Below are 20614 nucleotides of genomic sequence, written 5' to 3'. Positions count from 1 at the left end.
ATCGCAAACAGAAGCCATTAAAGGTCGCATGACCTTGAAACTGATCATTGGAAACAAAGCCTATTCAAGCTGGTCGCTGCGCGGCTGGCTTGCGGCTAAGCAATCTGGCCTGCATTTTGAAGAGGTCATCGTGCCTTTGTTTGCGCCGAACTGGGAACAACGCCAGCGTCAGGCAGACCTTGCGCCATCGTCGGGCAAGGTGCCAATCTTGTGGGATGGAGAGGCGGTGGTCTGGGACAGCCTCGCGATAATCGATTATTTCGCCGACAAGGTCGGGCGTGACCGTTATTGGCCCAAGGAACCTGTCGCGCGCGGCATGGCGCGGTCCATGGCGGCGGAAATGCATTCGGGCTACATGTCGTTGCGCCGCGAATGCCCGATGAATACGCGCAAGACCTTCACTGAGGTAACGCTGTCCGAAGAAACCCGCGCCGACGCAATCCGCATATTGCAAACATGGGCGGAGGCGCGATCACGCTTTGGCAAGGATGGGCCTTATCTGTTCGGCACCTTTAGCGCGGCTGACATCATGCTTGCGCCTGTGGTCACGCGGTTTGTGACCTATGGCTTCAACCTACCCGGCTTTGCGCAAGCTTATGCTGAAGCCATCATGACGCATCCATGGATGGAACAATGGTATGCCGCCGCGGCCGAAGAGCCGTGGACGATAGAACGCATCGAACGCGCCTTTACATAGTTGCGTCTAGCCGCATTGCGCGCGGTGCAGCAGCTTCTGGTCGGCAAGCACCAGCGCCATCATCGCCTCGACCACGGGCGTGCCCCTGATGCCTACGCAAGGGTCATGGCGGCCCTTGGTGACAATGTCCGTGGCATCGCCATCACGCGTCACCGTTTCAACTGGCGTGAGGATGGATGACGTTGGTTTGAACGCCACGCGCACCAATACAGGTTGCCCCGTTGAAATACCGCCTGCGATACCGCCGGCGTTATTCGCCATAAACTCCGGATGGTTCGACCCTTCAGCAGCAGGGCGCATCCGGTCCGCATTTTCCTCACCGCGCAAACGCGCTGCGCCAAAGCCTGCACCGATCTCCACGCCTTTTACCGCGTTGATGCTCATCATTGCCGACGCGAGCTCGCTGTCGAGCTTGGCATAGAGCGGCGCGCCCCAACCGGGGGGAACGCCCGTGGCAACGCATTCGATAACCGCGCCAAGCGAGGAGCCAGCCTTGCGCGCCTCGTCTACCATTTTTTCCCAGCGACCAGCCGCGGCTTCATCTGGGCAAAAGAAGGGATTCTGTGTTATCTGCGCTGCTTCAAAATTGTCGCGATTAATCGCGTCGCCACCGATTTCAGAGACATAGGCCATGATTTCCACATCCGGTATGACGGCACGCGCGACAGCGCCCGCCGCCACGCGCGCAGCGGTTTCCCGCGCGCTTGACCGGCCACCACCGCGATAATCGCGAAAGCCATATTTGGCATCATAGCTGTAATCCGCATGCCCAGGGCGATAGGCCTTGGCCACGTCGGAATAATCCTTTGACCTTTGGTCAACATTTTCGATCATCAACGAAATCGGTGTACCTGTGGTGCGGCCTTCAAACACGCCGGATAATATGCGCACGGCATCCGGTTCCTGCCGCTGTGTGGTAAATCGCGACGTACCAGGGCGGCGCTTGTCGAGAAACGGCTGAATATCCGCCTCGGACAATACAAGACCCGGAGGGCAACCATCGACCAAAGCGCCAAGCGCCGGGCCATGGGATTCGCCCCATGTCGAAAAACGGAACACGCGGCCAAAAGTGTTAAAGCTCATATACTGTTTCCGTTTTCTTCAATTGCCCCGAACGCTATGCTCTTCGAAGATCAGAGCGTGCTGATATCAGGAGCATCCTCCTGCTTCATGCCGACGGTGTGATAGCCTGCATCGACATGGTGAATTTCGCCTGTGACGCCCGCCGCAAGGTCGGACAGGAAGTAGAGCGCAGATGACCCAACGTCATCAATCGTGACATTGCGGCGCAGCGGCGTGTTCAGTTCATTCCATTTCAGGATGTAGCGGAAGTCCCCAATGCCGGACGCCGCCAGCGTCTTAATTGGACCAGCGGAGATGGCGTTGACGCGAATGCCCTGCGGGCCGACGTCATTGGCCAGATATTTGACTGACGTTTCCAGCGCAGCCTTTGCAACGCCCATGACGTTATAATGCGGCATGACCTTTTCAGCGCCATAATAACTCAGGGTCAGAAGCGAACCACCGCCTTCGCCGGTTTCGGGATCAAGCGGCTTCATCATTGCGGCAGCGCGCTGGGCAACGGCGGTGAAGCTGTAGACGCTGATATTCATGGTCATCAGGAAGTCCTCAAGGCCAACCTCATAATATTTGCCGCGCAGTGCCTCTTTATTGGTGAAGCCAATCGCGTGCACCACAAAATCGATGGTTGGCCATTTGTCGGCGAGCGTTTCAAACGCGCGGTCAAGATTGGCCATGTCGGCCACATCGCAATCAATCAGGAAATCGCAACCCAGCTGCGCCGCCAATGGCCGCACCCGCTTTTCCATCACTTCGCCCTGATAGCTAAAGGCCAATTCGGCCCCTTCTGCGTGCAAGCGCTTCGCAATGCCCCATGCAAGCGACTTGTCATTGGCAAGCCCCATAATCAGCCCACGTTTGCCAGCCATCAATCCGGTCATAATATCCTCATTCGTCAGGTAAAAACTCTCGCACATCCTTTAGTCCATTTTCATGTGCGTTGGCCAGCGCCGCGTTCAACTGCGCGCCAGTCACCATTCCAAGCCCTATAAGATAAAAGAAAATCAGCGCGACCATAACCCCGGCCAAGCTGCCATATGTAAGGTCGTAGTTGCTGACGCTGGATAGAAATAGAGGTAATAAGGCGGTCAGTCCAAGCCACCAAATACTGACCAAGGCTGGCCCTGGCCATTTTGGAAAGTCGGGGGATCGATATTTGGAGGGCGTTAGACTTACAAAAATTACGTAAATTGCCACGAATAATGCAATGAAAGGAATGATGCGTCCCCACGCAAAATAGCTTGAAACAGTCTGCGCCTCAGGAATGAAGCGATACACAAAATCCTCAGCCGCAGTCACCAGAACCTGCGCCGAAAATGCAATCATCGCGAGCACGACCGAAGCGATAATCGCCCCAAGCGACCCAAGGCGATAATGCCAAAATGCGCGGCTTGGCATTGCGCCGTAGGAGCGATACAAAACGTCGCGGAAGGTCTCGATAAGGCTCGCTGCGGTCCAAAGGCTGACGGCGGCGCTCAACCACAATAATGGCCCAGAGCGCGCTTTCATGGCGGCTTCGATCGGTTCGTGCAAGGCAACTGATACACTTTGCGGGACCGTCTTGAAAAATGCTGCGATAAGCGCAAGGCCCGACTCAGTCTGTCCGAATGCGCCTGCGATGGCCGCCGCGACAATGCAAAATGCAAACAGCGACACCAACGAGAGATACGCAAAGTTGCCTGCGTGAATGAACCCATCGCTATACACACCGACGCCCACACGCTTGACCACTTCAATGATCTGACGCGGACGGCCAAGGCGCGCGAACCATTTGGCTTCGCTTTCATCGGCGTGTTTTGCCGCCGGAAGGTGCGCGCGCGCCTCCGGTGACAAAGGCGAAATTTCAGACACCCATATTCTCCCGGACAGAACTGTCCGAAAGACCACCGCTCAGCCGTTCTAGTTCCGCAGGATCGGTCGGCAAATGGATCATCAACGTCACCAGTTGATCACCCCGCGCGCCTGTCTTGGCTGTGAAACCACGCCCCTTGATACGCAACACTGCGCCGGAATTGGTACGCGGTGGAACCGTGAGCATGACTGCGCCATCAACGGTTGGCACCTTAACCTTGCTGCCTACCACCGCCTCTTTCAGCGAAATCGGAAGGTCAATGCGGATGTTATCGCCGTCGCGGACCAGGTCCGGATGTTTGCCTAGCTTAAGCGTTACCATCGCATCGCCATTGCCACCGGGTCCGGCTTGCCCACGGCCGGGGATGCGGATTTGCTGTCCGGCCACGATGCCAGCGGGCAGTTTGAACTCCACCGTCTTCCCATCGCCCAGCAGGATGCGCTGCGGTGCAAGCGTTGCGGCGTCTGTGAACGATACGAGATGTTCATAGGCAATATTTGCGCCTTTGGGTGGGGGAGCATGTTGCGGGCGGGGTCCGGGACCACCGCCGGGGCGTGCCCCGCCGCCACCAAACAGGCCATCGAAAATATCGCCAAGGTCAATTCCGCCGCTGCCGAAGTCGAAATTGCCACCATTTGGGCCGCCTTGGCTGTAGCCACCACCGCCACCAAACGGGTTGCCAGCAAAACGTGGCTGTCCATTTTCGTCAATCTCACCGCGATCATATTGGCCGCGTTTTTTGGCATCGGACAAAAGGTCATAGGCTTGCGTGACTTCGCTAAACCGATCCGACGCTTTCGAATTGTCCTTGTTCTTGTCGGGGTGCAATTCCTTTGCCAGCTTGCGATAGGCGATCTTAATCGCCTTTTCGTCCGCCCCTTTGGACACACCTAATATGGAATAAGGATCTGCCATTCTTGTCCCTGTTACTCAAACTATCCGTCTTACATTGGTATTACAGTGCCGGGAGTCAACTTGGAACCGCTGCATTTTCGGGTTTTTCACCCTTTAACTGGCGTAGCAGAAGATAGAGCAGCAAGCCAATCGGCCCTGCCATCAGGGTAAAGAACAATATCGGGATCTGAAACCAACGGGATACCCTGTGCCTATCCGCATTGCGCGAAATCCAGGTGCCGACAAACAGGTCAAAGGCCAGATAATGAATCCAGCCGATGGTCGCACCGCCGGGGGAATCAAAAAGCGCCATAACGCCTGCCAAGCTGCTGAAATCTGCCGCCGGACGACCAGTTGGTCCACCATCCGAAATCAGACCTGCCATCAACGGAATGATAAGGCCCGCATATAGGCATGCGAGCAAGACCGAGTCTGCAAAAAATACAATCGGCACCACAATCTCTCGCTTTGGCACGAACGCCAAGGCCAACCAACCAAGCAAAGCCCATGCGTTTGCGACACCGAATATCATTTCCCAGTTCATTTTATCGTCTAGCCCCTTTTAACCGGCATCAGTCTAGCCTATTGATCAGCGATGGAAAGACCCGATCCCTTTAGCCTGTTCGACGCATGGTTTGCCGAAGCGCGAACCACCGAACTAAATGACTCCAACGCGATGGCATTGGCGACCACGGGCGCCGATGGCCAGCCTTCGGTGCGCATGGTGTTGTTGAAGGGGCATGGCCGCGACCTCGGCACGCATGGCGGGTTCGTTTTCTACACGAACTTCGAAAGCCGCAAGGCCATGCAATTGTCCGACAATGGGCATGTTGCCTTGCTGTTTCACTGGAAATCGCTTCGCCGGCAAATTCGCATTGAGGGTGCGGCCAATCCGGTCGACGACGCCACAGCCGACGCGTATTTTGCAACGCGTTCCCGCAATTCGCAGCTTGGCGCATGGGCATCAGACCAGTCCCGCCCCCTTGCAGATCGCGCGACCTTTGAAGCGCGTTTCGCCGAAGTGGAAGCCCGGTTTGATGGTCAGGACATTCCGCGCCCGCCGCATTGGTCCGGCTGGATGGTGAACCCGGAACGGATCGAATTCTGGCAAGACCGGGAATTTCGCCTGCACGAACGCTGGTTATATGAACGCGATGGCGACGGCTGGACAACCGGAATGCTGTTCCCGTGACGGATACACTATGAGCCTTGCCCATAACCACCATCACCATGCACATGGTGACCTGACCAAAAAGGCAGCGATTGCCAGCGTCAGTATGGCTCTGTTCCTGCTGGCACTTAAAATCTTTGCAGCTGCCGAAACAGGCTCGGTTGCCTTATTGGGGTCGCTGGCAGATACAGCTTTTGATGTGCTGGCGTCATTGCTTACGTTATTTAGCGTTCGCTACGCCGCGATGCCAGCCGATGACGACCACCGCTTCGGCCATGGCAAGGCGGAGGCCTTGTCTGCATTGCTTCAGGTCATATTGGTAACGGTATCGGCCATTCTCATTGCATGGCGCGCCATTGTGCGGTTTGGTGATCAAGCACCAACTGACCATCCTGAATATGGCATCGGCGTCTCCATCATCGCGATTATCACGACCTTGGGCTTACTTGCCTATCAACGCTATGTGGTCCTTAAAACCGGATCTGTCGCCATTCAGGCGGACCATGTCCATTATCAAAGCGATCTGTTGCTCAATATCGCGGTGATCATCGCGATTCTGCTCGACACTATGCTGAATGTGCGCGGGGCCGACCCGCTATTCGGTTTAGCGATTGCCGCTTGGTTGCTGTGGGGCGCTTACCGCGCGGCAGGCCTAGCACTTGACCAATTGCTCGACCGCGAATGGCCGCAGGAAAAACGGCAACGGTTTATTGAGGTCGCGCTTCGCCATCCCGAATTGCGGGGTATTCACGACATGCGGACCCGTTCAAGCGGCGTGCATGATTTCTGCCAGTTCCATGTGTGGGTCGACCCGAACATGACCGTAGAAGCTGCGCACCAAATCATGGATGAAGTTGAACAAGCATTGATGGACGAATTCCCCGGCGTGGAGGTGCTCATTCACCCCGATCCTGAGGGGCATAAAGACGAAATGGGATATTTGCCTTCGGAAACTATCGAGCATCATGACCATCCGCATGACTGACCTGCCCTATTTTCACGTCGATGCATTTGCAGACCGCCCGTTCACCGGCAATCAGGCCGCAGTCATGCCGCTTGCGCAATGGCTTGATGACGATGTGCTTCAGGCGATTGCCGAGGAGAATAATTTCGCCGAGACCGCATTTTACGTGCCGGATCAAACTGGCGCAGCGGATTATGAACTACGCTGGTTTACGCCAGCCGTAGAAATTCGCCTGTGCGGTCATGCGACATTGGCAAGCGGGCATATCATCCTAAGCCAAAATCCTGCCCTTGACCGCGTGACCCTGCGCACACGCAAGGCAGGCATGTTAGAGGTGCGACGCGAAGGTGATGGATATGCCGTAGCGTTACCCGCCATTCCGACCGAGCAGGTCGATAATCCCGAAATGATGGCCGCGATGGGCGGCAAGCCCTTGTCGATGCGTAGCAACCCCGACAGCTACAATATGTTCGTATATGCTACGGCAGCGGAAATATTGGCACTCAAACCCAATATGAAGGCGCTCGCAACGCTGGGCGATGATAGCTTTACCGCCACGGCGCGCGGGGAAGATACCGACATCGTCAGCAGAGTCTTCGTCCCGGGTGCAGGTGTTGATGAAGATAGCGTCACGGGCAGCGCGCATGCCGTCATTGCGCCTTATTGGGCGTCGGTGCTCGGCCGCGACCATTTCACCGCGTATCAGGCTTCGGCGCGCGGTGGATATTTGGGCTGCCAATTAGAGGGCGACAGAGTTTGGTTGTCAGGCCATTGTTTTACGGTAGTAAAGGGTGTGTTCAGCTTGCGCTGACCATCAACGACATTCTATTGTTTAAAGGATCATTCATGCTGAAGTCATTAGCCCTTTTGTCGGCACTCCTGCTTTCACCCGCCGTAATGGCGCAAGATGCCCCACCGCCCCCGCCAAGCGGCGGCACGCCACAACCAGAACAGATTGTGGCATTCATGGACGCCAACAAGGACGGCTTCATCGCAAAGGACGAAGCACAAGGGCCATTGGTTCAGTATTTCCCAATTATCGACGCGGACAAAGACGACAAGATTTCTTTGGAAGAATTGAAAACCGCTATGGCAGCAATGCGCCCGCCAGAGCCTTCGCAATAACAGCGTCGTAAACGCGTAAGACGCGCGGGATGCCAACTGGCCTCCCGCGCGTTTCTATTTTAGGCAACGGTAGCCTTGCGGATCACGCCTGGGTTCGCAGGTGGCTCACCCTTTGGCAGAGCGTCGACATGCTCCATGCCGCTGATGACTTGGCCCCATACCGTATACTGACGGTCCAGGAAGCTGGCATCGTCAAAGCAGATGAAGAACTGGCTGTTGGCGGTGTTCGGATCATTCGTCCGCGCCATTGAGCATACCCCGCGCACATGTGGCTCAGCATTAAATTCCTGCTTCAGATTGGGCTTGGATGATCCGCCCATGCCCGTTCCATTGGGGCAACCGCCCTGCGCCATAAAACCAGGAATAACGCGGTGGAACTTCACACCGTCATAAAAACCTTCGCCGGCAAGTTCCGTGATGCGGGCAACATGATTTGGCGCCAAATCAGGGCGAAGCTTGATGACAACGTCGCCGCTGTCGAGTGAGAGAGTAAGTGTTTCATCGGCCATATTGATGTTCCTTCAGGCTTGGCAAATAGATGACGGTTGCCCTAGTGGATGCATCGCATCGGTGCAAAGCCAAAATCATTGCATTTTGACGCTGCCTGCGTAGGAGGGGCCATTATTTACATCATGGTTCCAAATTGAAAATCGGGAGGCCCGCACATGACCAGCGACATCGCCAGCCCGAACATCATCGACACCGAAATTGTTGAAACTCTGGATGAGGACAACCGCCTCACCCGCGACTATGTTGACCGCGTTCTCGATGCTGTTGAAGACGGAAACCTAAACGAAGTACGCCGGTTGGTGGAGCCACTCCACGAAGCTGACATTGCCGACCTTCTCGAACTGACGCCATCCGAAAGGCGCGGCGAACTTGCCATAAGCCTTGGCGACTTGATGAGCGCCGAAGTGCTGGCCGAGGTCAATGATTATGTCCGTGAGGATATTATTGATGCTCTGCCTGCCGCGCAGGTTGCAGGGCTCGCAGGGCAACTCGATTCCGATGATGCAGTTGCGATTATCGAGGATATGGAGGCTGAGGACCAGCAAGCGGTGCTTGCCGAACTGGACCCAGAAGACCGCGCAGTCATTGAAGACGCGCTTTCATATCCCGACGAATCGGCTGGTCGAATCATGCAGCGCGAATTGGTCGCGGTGCCCGAGCATATGACTGTTGGTCAGCTGATCGATTATCTGCGTGATCATCAGGATCTGACCACCGAATTCTGGGAAGTCTTCGTGGTCGACCCGCAGCATAAGCCCGTTGGCACATGCAAGCTAAGTTGGATTATGCGCAGTGAACGCACAGTTCCGGTCAGCGACATCATGATGCACGAGCAGACCCTGATCCCTGTCGACATGGATCAGGAAGAAGTCGCCTTACGCTTCCAGAAATATGCCCTGATTTCAGCTGCAGTTGTCGATGCTTCTGGCCGGTTGGTCGGAGTTATCACCGCCGATGATATCGTCCACATCATTCAGGAAGAAGCGGACGAAGATATTCTCCGCCTGTCCGGCGCTGGCGATGGCGATATCAACGAGCCGATAGCCGACAGCTACAAAGCGCGCGTGCGGTGGTTGATCGCGAATCTGGGGACCGCCTTGGTTGCATCGAGCGTGATTAGCTTCTTCGGTGCCGCCATCGAACACATGGTAGCACTCGCCGTGCTGATGCCCATCGTTGCCGGCGTTGGCGGCAATGCCGGTACGCAGACTTTGGCCGTTACGGTCCGTGCGATTGCGACGAACCAACTGACCGATTCGAATACCCGCCGCGCGATCAAGCGCGAAATGGCCATTGCGTTCATGAACGGCGCAACAATAGCTGCGCTTGCAGGGATTGGCGTGACGTTGTGGTTTCAGAATTTTCATCTGGGCTTCGTCATTGCGGCGGCCATGCAGTGTAACATCCTGCTCGCCGGATTTGCGGGGGTTTTCATTCCGGTAATGCTCGACAGATTCGACCAAGACCCCGCGGTTGCCAGTTCTGTTTTCGTGACGATGATCACTGACTCGATGGGCTTCCTCATTTTTCTTAGCCTTGCGGTATTCAGCGGCCTTGTCGGTTAAACACCCGGTTCCCAGATACAACCTATGCCACTGAACATGACCAAAATAGCCTTTGGCGCAGAAAGCCCAAAGCACTTGCGTGAACGCCTTGCGGCTTACGCCCAAGATGGCGAGGTGCGCATAACCACCCGCTATTTGCCCAAACGCGTCGACGAAATGGCGGGCGGATCATTATATTGGATTCACACGCACACGATTATCGGCAGAAGCCCGATTATTGGATTTATGGAAAACGGTGCTGGTCGGCATTGGATCCGCATTGAACCGCGCCTCATCGCGGTCCGCTCAACGCCAAAGCGCGCGCATCAGGGCTGGCGCTATCTTGAAGAAGCCAACGCCCCGCCTGATCTCGATTCCATCGAAACCGACGGCCGCGACGAGATGTCGCCAAAGATGCTGAATGAGTTAATGAAAATGGGGCTGGTCTAGGGTCAGGACCCTAAGCCGCTGCGCGCTTGGTCAGTACCTTGTTAATCACATCGGCAAATGTCTCGGCGCTTTGCGCACCGGGTACCATATATTTCTGATCGAAAATGATTGCGGGAACGCCCGTGATATTCTGGTCAGTCCAATGCTCCATTTCGGCCCGCACGGTTTCGGTAAGTGCAGCATCATTGATCCATGCCAAAGCCACGGCGCGGTCCATACCCTGCGCCTCGGCAATATCGCACAAGACGTCGGTATCGCTCACATCACTACGGTCCTGAAAATAGGCTGTGAACAAAGCCATTTTCAGCGCAGTTTGTGCGCGCCATCCGCGTTCGCTGCCAAAGATGGTCAGCAATTTATGCGCGTTGAACGTATTGTAAATGCGCATGCCTTCGCCATAATTGAACGCAAAACCGACGCTGTTGCCTATGTCGGACAGCCTGCTCCGGTTAATGCGGCTTTGTTCGGGCGTGCTGCCATATTTGCGCGCGATATGCTCTGCGGTATCTTCGCCTTCTGGCGGCATGTGGGGGTTCAGTTGAAACGGGTGCCAGTGCGTTTCGGCGGCAATGTCTTGGCCAACAAGCGTGAGAGCCTGCTCAACTTGCTTCAGGCCAATGATGCACCATGGGCATACCACGTCCGAGACGATGTCGATGCGCAACGGAACGGCGGCGGCCATTACTGATTTACCCAATGCCGCAACAGGCTGTGCGCAATGGCGAAAGGCGGCGGCGCGTTAAAGCGACGGTCGGTCTCGCCCTTCAGAGCAGCCATGGCTTCATCCTTGGTCACCCACATCGCATCTTCAATCTCGTCCGTGTCGAGCGTGAGTTCATCCCCAAGCGCATCGGCCGTGCACGCAATCATCAATTGCGATCCGCCAAAGGGCCATGGCTGGCTGGTAATATAACGGACTGCACCGCAAGTGACCCCCGCTTCCTCATGTATTTCGCGACGGACCGCCTCTTCAATGCATTCACCGGGCTCTAGAAAGCCAGCGAGCGCCGAATAATTGCCGGGCGGGAAACGCGACTGCCGCCCGACCAATGCCTTGCCTTCAAATTCAGCCAGCATGATGACGACAGGGTCAGTGCGCGGAAAATGTTCCTTTTGGCAATTGCCGCATTTGCGGCCCCAGCCAGCGCGGAACAATATTGTCGCCGCGCCGCAGCGTCCACAAAAGCGGTGGCCATTATGCCATTCGATAAGGCTGCGCGCCGTGCCGTAGATCGCAGCGTCTTCGGCTGGCAGCATTGATAATGCGCGCCAAATGGCCGGTGAACGAAACGCGTCACCCGTTGCATCAACCAAAGCCACGAAATGCGGTTTGCCGTCGGCAAGGCCAAGCAGGATCAGTTCTTCCGACCCCTCAAGCTCGGCAAAAGAATGCCAGTGCAGGCCACCTGCGTCGCTGACCCTTGGATCAAGCCCATCAAGTCCCAGCACCCGCGCGCGCAAGTCACCCAGCAGCGCGCCATAGGCTTCTGCATCGTTGCGGACGCGGTCAGCGCGATCGAGCGGCGAGCCCGTAAAACCAGGAGCCATCATCGGATCAGGCTGGCCGACCTAGGTCTTGAAGGACCCATTTGGCAAAGTTTTCGTTAAACGGGTAGACGTTGCTCGGCATATATTGCGCCATCAAGACCGCGCGCACTTTGCGTTTTGGATCAACAAAGGCGACCGTCCCGGCAGCGCCGCCCCAGCCATACACGCCATCATTAGCGCCCTTGCCCACCCTGCCGCCAGCACCAAAGCCAGCGCCATCGGCAAAAGTACCGGTGGTAGAAACAGCAGCCTGCAACAAGTCGGACATGGCCAGCTTTGCTGTTGCGGTTGACATGATGCGCACACCGTCAAGCTCGCCGTAATTGGCAAGCATGTTCAGGAAACGATCATAATCGCGCGCAGAAGTGACAAGGCCAGCGCCGCCAAAGGCGAAAGCTGGCTTGTCGAGGTAAATGCTCGTCGCTGCAGGATCGATTGGGAAAAGCATACCATTCACGGGCGCATAGTTCGACACAAAGCGTTTGGTTTCCGACGCTGGAACCTGAAAATAACTGCTGTTCATTTTCAGCGGTTCAAAGATGCGGGTCTTCAGGAACGCCTCAAAATCCATTCCGCTTGCGACCTCAATTACGCGGCCAAGCAGATCGAGCGAGATCGAATAGCTCCATTTCGTTCCTGGCTCGGCAATCAAAGGCTGCTTCGCCAAACGTTCGGAGAATGTTTTAAGGTCGGGTGTCGGTTTACTCGCTGGCTGACCAGGAATGGGGAAGCGACTTATGATTCCGGGGGTAATGCCATTATCGAGATAGGCCTGAAGCAATGGTCCCTTTGTGACGATCGAATATCCAAGGCCAGCTGTGTGCGTCAGCAGGTGGCGCACGGTAATCTGGGTCTTCGCGGGGACTGCATCCAGGTTTTTTTCAGGGTTGGTAAGAACCGTCATATTGGCAAATTCTGGCAAGAAATCGGCAATCGGTTGGTCGAGCTTCATCTTGCCTTCGCCGACCAAAATCATCGCGGCCATGCCCGTGATTGGCTTGGTCATTGAGTAAACGCGCCACAAGGTATCAATATCTACAGGCGTTTTCTCACCCAGCCCTTGCGTTCCTACAGCGATCAAATCCGGCATTCCGGCTGCGCGGCCAATGGTGGCGAGAATGCCAGGGAGCTTTCCCGAAGAGACATAGCTTTCAAACTGTGTCCGGATAGTGGGATATAGATCGGCCGCACCTGCCCAAAGCCGCGCAGGCGCAAATGCGCCGAAAGCGCCAGCCGCTGCCAATTGACCACCCCACGATAAAAACCCGCGCCGGCCAATCATTGCCTGACCACTATCTTGCACGCTCATATTCTCTCTCCTGCGTTCATTGCCGCTTCTGTTGCTTTTCTGAATACGGTTGGCAGGCCAGCCTTGTCGAGCGATTTTAACGGCCACCATTCGCCCTCACCCGGGTCAGCGGCACCCGCTGGCCATGCCGTAACGGCAATATCGAGAAGAAGCGAAAAATGGGTAAAAACATGCGACACTTGCACCGGCAATCGCCGCCATGCCGCTGGCGCAGGAGGGGTGGAATGGCCATCCAAACGCGCTGTCCATTGATCGTCAGGCAGTGCGCGCATGCCTGCGAGCAATCCCTTGTCCGCTCGGCGGGTGAGCCAAACAAGATCGCCCCGCTGAATCCAGTAGACGCTGCCGGTCCGCTGGGGCTTTGCCGCCTTGGGCGTTTTAGCAGGGTAAACTTCGGGATTGCCCAGACGCATGCCCTCGCAGGCAAATGCAACGGGGCAAACGAGACAAGACGGCGCGCGCACCGAACACATGCCCGCGCCCAAATCCATCATGGCCTGCGCGAAGTCTCCGGCGCGGCCATCGGGCGTAATGCTATCGGTCGCCGCACGGATCAGCGGCTTCGACTGCGGCAATGGGGTGGAAATTGCAAATAACCGCGACACGACGCGTTCGACATTGGCATCAACGACCACTGCCCTTTGCCCGAACGCTATCGCGGCAATGGCGGCGGCGGTATAGGGGCCCACACCCGGCAACTTTAGCAACTCCGCCTCGGTTTCCGGTAAACGGCCTCCATGCTCCGTCACTACCGCCCGCGCGCATTTAAGCAAATTGCGTGCGCGGGCATAATAACCAAGGCCTGCCCATGCCGCCATGACATCGGCCTCCTCTGCCGCAGCAAGTGCCGCAAAGCTTGGCCAGATGTGCGTGAACTTTTGGAAATAGGAACCCACCGCTGCAACTGTTGTCTGCTGCAGCATGATTTCTGACAGCCAGACATGATAGGGGTTGGCAAAACCCGCACCCGGCGGCTTGCGCCATGGGAGCGTGCGGGCATGCGCGTCATAATGTGACAACAACTGCCGGGCGATATCCCCAGAATAATATTCGGATTGTTGGACGTCTGCCATTCAAAATGGCATGGATGAGACAATGGATAAAGGCAAGTCAGCAACACCGCCAATAGGCACCAAAAAGGCACTGACGCCCAAAACATTTCAGCGTCCGCGCGGTGGAGAGGCACGCGCCGTATCCGCGCTGATGCCCGATATTGGTCGTGCGGCATTTCGCCGGTTCGGTTTTGTGCAAAGCTCGGTCGTTAGCCGCTGGGATGAAATTGTTGGCGCGCGCTATGCCGCTGTATCCGCGCCAGAAGCCATCCGTTTTCCGGTGGGCAAGAAATCCGACGGTACACTTGAACTGACCGTGGAAGGTGCGCACGCCACCATGATCCAGCATGTCCTTCCTGAAATCATGGACCGGGTGAACCGTTTTTTCGGCTATGGCGCAGTCGCTCGCGTCAAGGTTCGGCAAGGCCCCGTGTCCAAACCGAAGCCTCGGCAGCCATCACCCCCGCCCATGCTGAAACCTGTACCCATGGAGCTCGGCGAATCCTTGCGTGAAATTGGCGACCCAGAGCTGTTTGCCGTTCTGGAAAGCCTTGCAAAAAGCCTTGCCAAAGGCGGCGAGTAATACCAGATGCGCAAGATAGTTTTTCAAGACTGAGGCTCACAGTTATGTTGCCGTTAAAAAAATACCTGGCTGCTGCTTTTGTAAGTGTGACGGCAATCTCGGCCGGGCTGCTCGCCGCGCCTGCACCCAATAAATGGCTGTCGACCGTCACGGTAACGGCCAAAGGCGCCCATGTCCTCGGCAACCCTGCCGCCCCGAAAAAGGTGGTGGAGTATCTCAGCTACACCTGCGGGCATTGTGCAGATTTTGAAGCCAATGAATCGCCAGCATTCAAGGCACAATTTGTATCGACCGGTAAGGCCAGCCTTGAAATCCGAAACATGGTGCTAAACCCTGTTGACCTGACTGCCGCCGTGCTTGCGCGATGCGGCGGAAAGGGCAATTTTTTTGGAAACCATAAGCAGCTCTTATCCACGCAATCTGTATGGCTTGGCAAAACCAAAAATATCAGTGCAGCCACACAAGCAAAACTGAAGGCCCAAGATTTTTCTGGGTTCATGATTGGGACCTTTGATGAAATCGGTCTTGGTCCCATCATGCAACAGCGCGGGATCACGCCAGCACAAGCGAAGGCTTGCTTAGCGGATAAGGCTGCGTTCAATGCAGTCGTGGGCATGACTGACGCTGGAGCTAAGCTTGGTGTGCGCGGCACTCCGTCATTCCTCATCAACGGCGTTTTGCAAGATCATGTGCACAGTGCTGCCGAACTGGCGGCTCTCTTAAAATAAACCAACATCCCAGACTGAAGGATTTCCTATGCGCATTAAGACATTCATCATCACAACTGCTGCCGCATTTGCACTGGCAGCCTGCGGCAGCAGCGACACCGCAGGCCCGCCAAAGGGTGAACCCATTGCTAAGGTCGCATCGCCTGCTGGCAAGGCGTGGATCGACGTGGTGTCCAAAACCGAATTTGGCGGCTATCAAATGGGCAATCCAAGCGCGAAATTGAAGCTTATCGAATATGGCGCCATCAGCTGTCCAGGCTGCGCACAATTCTCGGTGCAATCGACCGAAGAACTTAACAAGATCGTTAATGATGGCACTGTGTCCTTTGAATATCGCCCATTCCTCGTGCATGGCATTCAGGACATTCCTGGTTTCCTTCTGGCGCAATGCAGTGGCCCGGAGGCATTCTTCCCGCTGACTGAACAGCTATACGCTGAACAGGCAATCTGGCTTGGCAAACTCAGCACCGTGACGGAGGCAGATCAGCAGGCGATGCAGAAAATGGCGCCTGAGCAGATTGCAACCTTGCTTGGCACCAAGATGGGCCTGATTGAATTTGTGAAGTCACGCGGTATCAGCGAAGACCAAGCCAAATCATGCCTGTCGGATAAAGCTGCGATTGATAATCTCATCAAAATGACAGAGCGTGGAACCAAGGATGATGGCATATCGGGTACGCCTTCGTTCCTGTTGAACGGCGCGAAGCTTGACGGTGGTGCTTGGAACCAGATCAAGGGCAAGCTGGTCGAGGCCGGCGCACGCTAAATATGGCTCGGGGGGGGCATAACAGCACCAAAACCGCGATGGAGACAGCCCGTTGCGGATAAAGAAGCTGAAACTCGTTGGCTTCAAAAGCTTTGTCGAGCCCGCTGAACTGAGGATTGAGAGCGGGCTCACGGGCATTGTCGGGCCCAATGGTTGCGGCAAATCCAACTTACTTGAGGCCATTCGCTGGGTAATGGGCGAAAGCAGCGCCAAGTCAATGCGTGGCGCGGGCATGGAAGATGTGATCTTTGCCGGAACCGCGTCGCGTCCGCCACGCGATTTCGCTGAAGTAACCATATTGGCCGAGCGCAGCGACGAAGGCGGCGAGAACGATGCCGATGAGGAGTTGGAAGTCACCCGCCGGATCGAGCGCGGGGCGGGCTCCGCTTATCGATCAAATGGCCGCGATGTCCGCGCGAAGGATGTTGCACTTATTTTTGCCGATGCTGCAACCGGCGCACATTCGCCCGCACTGGTGAGCCAAGGCCGCATTGGCGCAATCATCTCCGACAAGCCGCAGGAACGCCGCCAAATGCTTGAGGAAGCGGCGGGCATCTCTGGCCTGCACGTGCGCCGGAAGGATGCCGAACAAAAGCTGCGCGCCGCCGAGGCCAATCTTGCGCGGCTGGCAACTATTCTTGCGGACATGGATGCGCGGGCCGGCCAATTACGCCGTCAGGCCAAGCAAGCTGAGCGCTATCGCACGCTGACCAAAGACATTCTGCAGGCCGAGGCCCGTTTAATATTTGTACGCTGGCGTGAGGCGAAAGCAGCGGCCGATATTGCCCGCGCTGAAGCAAATACTGCTTCCGGTGCCGTCGAAGACGCAGCGGTTGCGCAGCGCGTCCTGACGGACAAGCAGCAAGATGCGGTCCAGCAACTCGCCGACGCCCGCGCGGTCGCGATGGCTGCGCGCGATGCCGCCAACGACCTTTCAAACAGGCTTGTGCAGTTGACGGGCGAGCACGAACGCATAATCCAGCGCCAATCCGACCTAGCAGCTCAAGCGGCGCGCATGGCCGAAGATGGTGCGCGCGAAGGCAAGTTGACGCATGATGCGGCGGATGCGCTCACGCGGTTACAGGCGGAAAGCGTAACGCTTGCAGACCAGATTAAGGCGCAGGAGGAGGAGCGCCCCGCGTTGTTGCGCACTGCAGAAAATGCCGGGCGGCAGGCGCGTGAAAGCGAGATTGCTTTGGCCAATGCGTCCGCCGAGCAAGCGCGCGCCGATGCCGAATCGCGCGTGGCAAATGCCGCGTTGGCGGCGGCGTCAACGCGGGTTCAACGGGCAGAGCAAGCGTGCGAGCGCATGTCCGCCGAACGCGACGTTTTGGGAGATGAGACCGCGTATACCGCCACCAAAGGCGAAGCAAATGCCAGCGTCCAAGCGTTGCAGACGCAATTGCAGAATGACGTTGCTGCACATGACGCCGCCGACTCTCGTCGGACCGAGTTGATATCTGCCCGCGACGTCGCCCAGATAGCTATCGCGAGCGCCAAGGCCGAACTTGCCGCATTGCTAACTGAACAAAGCGCGCTGCAGCGCTGCTTGACCAAGGGCCAAGGCGACAAGGCCATTGACCGCATTTCGGTTAAGCCCGGCTATGAACGCGCTTTGGCTGCGGCGTTGGGCGACGATGCAGATGCAAGCATTGGCGGAGAAACGGGGCGCCGCTGGCTTGGCGGGACCGCACCCATGAGCAAGCTGGCCAATGATGCGCTGATCCAATTTGTGGATGCACCGCCAGAACTGGCCGCGCGGCTGTCAATGGTTCGTGTCGTGGAAACGGACGATGGCAAAGCGCTTGCATCTGGCGAACGCGTGGTAACGTTGGCCGGAAAACTGCGACGTTGGGATGGCTTTGCGACCGATGGGGATGGTGCCACAATCGCAGAACAATTGGTCCGCGCCAACCGCCTTGCGGAACTCGATTTGCTGATCATGCCTGCGCAGGTCGCACTGGATGCACAGGCGCAAAGCCTGTTGCAGATGACGGATAAGATTGAAGCTGCGCAGGACGCGGTCCGGACGACGGCCGCGGCGCGTGTGGGGACTGAAGGCCAGTTGCGGCAAGCACTGCGCGCCGTCGATCAAGCCGAGGATGCGTTGACGCGGTTGAAGTCTGCAAAGGCCGCGCTTGGCGACAGAATGGCCGCAACCGAGCAAGATTTGGCCGAGGCGCAAGCGGAACGCAAAGCGGCCGAGACGGCACGCAACGCCCTGCCCGACGGGTCCCATCATGCGGACCTCGTGCAAAGCCTTGCCACCGCGCATGAGGCAACCCGCGATTTAATGGCCCGCAATCAGGCAGACCTGTCCGCGCTGGAACAACGCATCGCGCAAAGCCGCGAACGGCGTGCCGTGACGATGGCCGAAATTCGCAGCTGGCAGGAACGCGCCGGCGAAGCCGAACGCCGGATTGCTGAAATGAACACACGCAGCGCGGATATCTTTACTGAGCAAGAGGCAATGGCGGGAAGGCCGGAAATCCTAGCGCGTGACATTGCTACTTTGCGGGCAGACAAAGATGAGCTGGCCGAGAAACTCGCTGGCCTGCAAACTGCCGAGACGGCCCATGAAGCGACGTTGCGCGCGCTGGAAAGCGAATTGGCAGCAGCTGCGGAGCGCCTGTCGGTTGCCCGCGAGGCCCGCGCTGGCGCCAATGCGCGCGCCGAAAATCAGGAACAGCGCCGCGTTGAAATGGGCCGCATTTCGGGAGAACGGTTCGAATGTCCGCCGCCTGTCCTTCCCGAAAAGCTGAACTTTGATGAAGATGCGATGGACGATGCGGCCGTCGAGTCTAACCGGCTCGACCGCTTGCAAAATGAGCGGGAGCGGATCGGGCCAGTCAACCTCATCGCCGCTGATGAGCTCGCCGAACTGGAAACACAGCAAGGGGCCAGCGTTGCCGAAAGCGAAGAGCTTACCCTCGCCATCAATCGTCTGCGCGGATCCATCGGCAGCTTGAACCGCGAAGGCCGCGCGCGGTTGCTTACCGCATTTGAAGCTGTCGACGGCCACTTTCGCCGCCTGTTTGCGACGTTGTTCAATGGCGGACAAGCGCATCTGGCCTTGATTGACAGCGATGACCCTTTGGAAGCTGGCCTCGAAATTTTCGCGCAACCACCGGGCAAAAAACTTCAGTCGCTAACCTTGCTATCGGGCGGAGAACAGGCGCTCACGGCGGTTGCGCTTATCTTTGGTTTGTTCCTCACCAACCCTGCACCCATTTGCGTGCTCGACGAAGTCGACGCGCCACTTGACGACGCCAATATCGAACGCTTCTGCGACTTGCTCGACGCGATGACGCGTGAGACCGATACGCGCTACCTCATCGTCACCCACAATGCCGTGACGATGAGCCGGATGCACCGTTTGTTTGGCGTAACAATGGTCGAACAGGGCATCAGCCGACTGGTATCGGTTGACCTTGGGGGCGCAGAGCAATTACTGGCCGCAGAATGACTTTTCATGGCCCCATCACCAACAGCTTTATTTCGCAACGCCTTCGGCTGAACTATGTCGATTGGGGCAACCCCGATGCGCCACCGCTACTTTTGGTCCATGGCGGCCGCGACCACGCGCGCAGTTGGGATTGGGTTGCTGAGGAATTGCGCAATGATTGGCGTATCATTGCACCTGACTTGCGTGGCCATGGTGACAGCGCATGGTCACCAGATGGCAGCTATGAAATGTCGACATTTGTTTATGACATGGCGCAATTGATCCATCAGCTGAACCTTGCACCTGTCAGCATCATCGCCCACTCAATGGGCGGCAATATTGCGACACGCTATGCTGGTCTGTTCCCTGAAAATGTCCGGAAAATGGTCAATATCGAGGGATTGGGCCTGTCGCCAAAGATGCAGGCCGAACGCGACGCGATCGGCATCCAAAAGCGTTTCCGGCAATGGATTGAGGATAAACGCAACGCCGCCGGTCGCTCGCCCAAACGCTACCCCAATATCGAAGCTGCTTATGAACGGATGAAGACCGAAAACAGCTATTTGACCGACGAACAAGCGCGTCACCTGACGGTCCATGGCATAAGCCGCAACGAAGACGGCAGCTGGAGCTGGAAGTTCGACAACTACCTCAATATCTGGGCGATATTCGACATGCCGCGTGAGGATTTGATGGCCATATGGCAGTCCATCACCTGTCCGATGCTGATGATGTATGGGGCCAACAGCTGGGCATCCAACCCCGAAAAGGATGGCCGCATAGCGCATTTCCCAACGGCAAAGGTCGTGGAATATGAAAATGCCGGCCACTGGCTACACCATGACCAGTTTGACCGCTTCATGGCCGATGTCAGGGCGTTTCTGTAGGGTCCTGAC

Annotated in this window: 22 protein-coding genes; 12 read left to right on the top strand and 10 right to left on the bottom strand. The window is 56.8% G+C overall.

Annotation, left to right across the window (positions count from 1 at the left end):
* Positions 1 to 34 precede the first annotated feature (34 nt).
* Entirely contained in the window at positions 35 to 697 is a 663-nt protein-coding gene (locus QE270_RS04060) for a glutathione S-transferase family protein (protein ID WP_300035594.1), read from the top strand.
* A gap of 6 nt (positions 698 to 703) precedes the next feature.
* Here QE270_RS04060 and aroC read toward each other — a convergent pair whose 3' ends face one another.
* From aroC to QE270_RS04035, 5 genes are all read right to left on the bottom strand, one after another.
* Entirely contained in the window at positions 704 to 1780 is a 1077-nt protein-coding gene (gene aroC, locus QE270_RS04055; RefSeq protein ID WP_300035555.1) for a chorismate synthase, read from the bottom strand.
* 50 nt (positions 1781 to 1830) lie between these two features.
* Complete coding sequence (gene fabI / locus QE270_RS04050) at positions 1831 to 2658, bottom strand: enoyl-ACP reductase FabI (RefSeq protein WP_300035552.1); 828 nt, start codon at positions 2656 to 2658, stop codon at positions 1831 to 1833.
* A 7-nt stretch (positions 2659 to 2665) separates the two neighbouring features.
* Positions 2666 to 3433: a YihY/virulence factor BrkB family protein gene (locus QE270_RS04045; RefSeq protein WP_300035591.1), complete on the bottom strand. Its 768-nt coding sequence runs from the start codon at positions 3431 to 3433 to the stop codon at positions 2666 to 2668.
* 187 nt (positions 3434 to 3620) lie between these two features.
* Entirely contained in the window at positions 3621 to 4544 is a 924-nt protein-coding gene (locus tag QE270_RS04040; RefSeq protein ID WP_300035549.1) for a DnaJ C-terminal domain-containing protein, read from the bottom strand.
* Positions 4545 to 4599: 55 nt separating this feature from the next.
* Positions 4600 to 5067: an ABA4-like family protein gene (locus QE270_RS04035; protein ID WP_300035547.1), complete on the bottom strand. Its 468-nt coding sequence runs from the start codon at positions 5065 to 5067 to the stop codon at positions 4600 to 4602.
* Positions 5068 to 5118: 51 nt separating this feature from the next.
* On the opposite strand from QE270_RS04035, the gene pdxH reads away from it, so the two are divergent.
* From pdxH to QE270_RS04015, 4 genes are read left to right on the top strand one after another with little or no spacing between them, the layout of a single operon-like run.
* Positions 5119 to 5715, top strand: coding sequence for a pyridoxamine 5'-phosphate oxidase (gene pdxH / locus QE270_RS04030; protein ID WP_300035544.1), 597 nt, complete (start codon positions 5119 to 5121; stop codon positions 5713 to 5715).
* A gap of 10 nt (positions 5716 to 5725) precedes the next feature.
* Positions 5726 to 6679, top strand: coding sequence for a cation diffusion facilitator family transporter (locus tag QE270_RS04025; protein ID WP_300035503.1), 954 nt, complete (start codon positions 5726 to 5728; stop codon positions 6677 to 6679).
* Positions 6672 to 7469 carry a PhzF family phenazine biosynthesis protein gene (locus QE270_RS04020; protein WP_300035500.1) on the top strand — a complete coding sequence of 266 codons (798 nt, stop codon included), beginning with the start codon at positions 6672 to 6674 and terminating at the stop codon, positions 7467 to 7469. Before QE270_RS04025 ends, QE270_RS04020 begins: the two co-directional genes overlap by 8 nt.
* A gap of 35 nt (positions 7470 to 7504) precedes the next feature.
* Positions 7505 to 7783, top strand: a complete 279-nt coding sequence (locus QE270_RS04015) for a hypothetical protein (protein ID WP_300035497.1) — start codon at positions 7505 to 7507, stop codon at positions 7781 to 7783.
* A gap of 59 nt (positions 7784 to 7842) precedes the next feature.
* On the opposite strand, the gene QE270_RS04010 is transcribed toward QE270_RS04015, so the two are convergent.
* Entirely contained in the window at positions 7843 to 8292 is a 450-nt protein-coding gene (locus tag QE270_RS04010) for a peptidylprolyl isomerase (protein ID WP_300035494.1), read from the bottom strand.
* Positions 8293 to 8448: 156 nt separating this feature from the next.
* Here QE270_RS04010 and mgtE point away from each other — a divergent pair, with 156 nt between their 5' ends.
* Both mgtE and QE270_RS04000 read left to right on the top strand, forming a co-directional pair.
* A complete protein-coding gene (gene mgtE, locus QE270_RS04005) occupies positions 8449 to 9858 on the top strand; it encodes a magnesium transporter (RefSeq protein WP_300035491.1) in 1410 nt (469 codons plus the stop codon).
* Between the two features lie 24 nt (positions 9859 to 9882).
* On the top strand, positions 9883 to 10287 hold the full coding sequence (locus QE270_RS04000; RefSeq protein WP_300035488.1) for a DUF1489 domain-containing protein: 405 nt from the start codon (positions 9883 to 9885) through the stop codon (positions 10285 to 10287).
* Positions 10288 to 10297: 10 nt separating this feature from the next.
* Here the strand turns inward: QE270_RS04000 and QE270_RS03995 are convergent, their stop codons facing one another.
* From QE270_RS03995 to QE270_RS03980, 4 genes are read right to left on the bottom strand one after another with little or no spacing between them, the layout of a single operon-like run.
* Positions 10298 to 10969, bottom strand: a complete 672-nt coding sequence (locus QE270_RS03995) for a DsbA family oxidoreductase (RefSeq protein WP_300035485.1) — start codon at positions 10967 to 10969, stop codon at positions 10298 to 10300.
* Positions 10969 to 11838 (bottom strand): NAD(+) diphosphatase, encoded by an 870-nt coding sequence (gene nudC, locus QE270_RS03990; protein WP_300035482.1) that lies wholly within the window; start codon positions 11836 to 11838, stop codon positions 10969 to 10971. Before nudC ends, QE270_RS03995 begins: the two co-directional genes overlap by 1 nt.
* 4 nt (positions 11839 to 11842) lie before the next feature.
* Positions 11843 to 13144 (bottom strand): serine hydrolase domain-containing protein, encoded by a 1302-nt coding sequence (locus QE270_RS03985; RefSeq protein ID WP_300035479.1) that lies wholly within the window; start codon positions 13142 to 13144, stop codon positions 11843 to 11845.
* Complete coding sequence (locus QE270_RS03980; RefSeq protein ID WP_300035476.1) at positions 13141 to 14217, bottom strand: A/G-specific adenine glycosylase; 1077 nt, start codon at positions 14215 to 14217, stop codon at positions 13141 to 13143. The genes QE270_RS03985 and QE270_RS03980 overlap by 4 nt, the downstream gene beginning before the upstream one ends.
* Positions 14218 to 14239: 22 nt before the next feature.
* Here QE270_RS03980 and QE270_RS03975 point away from each other — a divergent pair, with 22 nt between their 5' ends.
* Genes QE270_RS03975 through QE270_RS03955 form a run of 5 tightly spaced genes read left to right on the top strand, consistent with a single transcriptional unit; the run spans position 14240 to position 20605 of the window.
* Positions 14240 to 14779, top strand: a complete 540-nt coding sequence (locus QE270_RS03975) for a DciA family protein (protein WP_300035473.1) — start codon at positions 14240 to 14242, stop codon at positions 14777 to 14779.
* A 44-nt stretch (positions 14780 to 14823) separates the two neighbouring features.
* Positions 14824 to 15507 (top strand): thioredoxin domain-containing protein, encoded by a 684-nt coding sequence (locus QE270_RS03970; RefSeq protein WP_300035470.1) that lies wholly within the window; start codon positions 14824 to 14826, stop codon positions 15505 to 15507.
* A gap of 28 nt (positions 15508 to 15535) precedes the next feature.
* Complete coding sequence (locus tag QE270_RS03965; protein WP_300035467.1) at positions 15536 to 16273, top strand: thioredoxin domain-containing protein; 738 nt, start codon at positions 15536 to 15538, stop codon at positions 16271 to 16273.
* A gap of 52 nt (positions 16274 to 16325) precedes the next feature.
* A complete protein-coding gene (locus QE270_RS03960; protein WP_300035464.1) occupies positions 16326 to 19739 on the top strand; it encodes an AAA family ATPase in 3414 nt (1137 codons plus the stop codon).
* A complete protein-coding gene (locus tag QE270_RS03955; RefSeq protein WP_300035461.1) occupies positions 19736 to 20605 on the top strand; it encodes an alpha/beta hydrolase in 870 nt (289 codons plus the stop codon). The genes QE270_RS03960 and QE270_RS03955 overlap by 4 nt, the downstream gene beginning before the upstream one ends.
* Positions 20606 to 20614: the final 9 nt, after the last annotated feature.

Source organism: Sphingorhabdus sp., from assembly GCF_029865925.1.
Taxonomy (GTDB): domain Bacteria; phylum Pseudomonadota; class Alphaproteobacteria; order Sphingomonadales; family Sphingomonadaceae; genus Sphingorhabdus_B.
The sequence above is the reverse complement of the archived record's forward strand: the minus strand, read 5'-3'. Positions and strand labels throughout refer to the sequence as shown.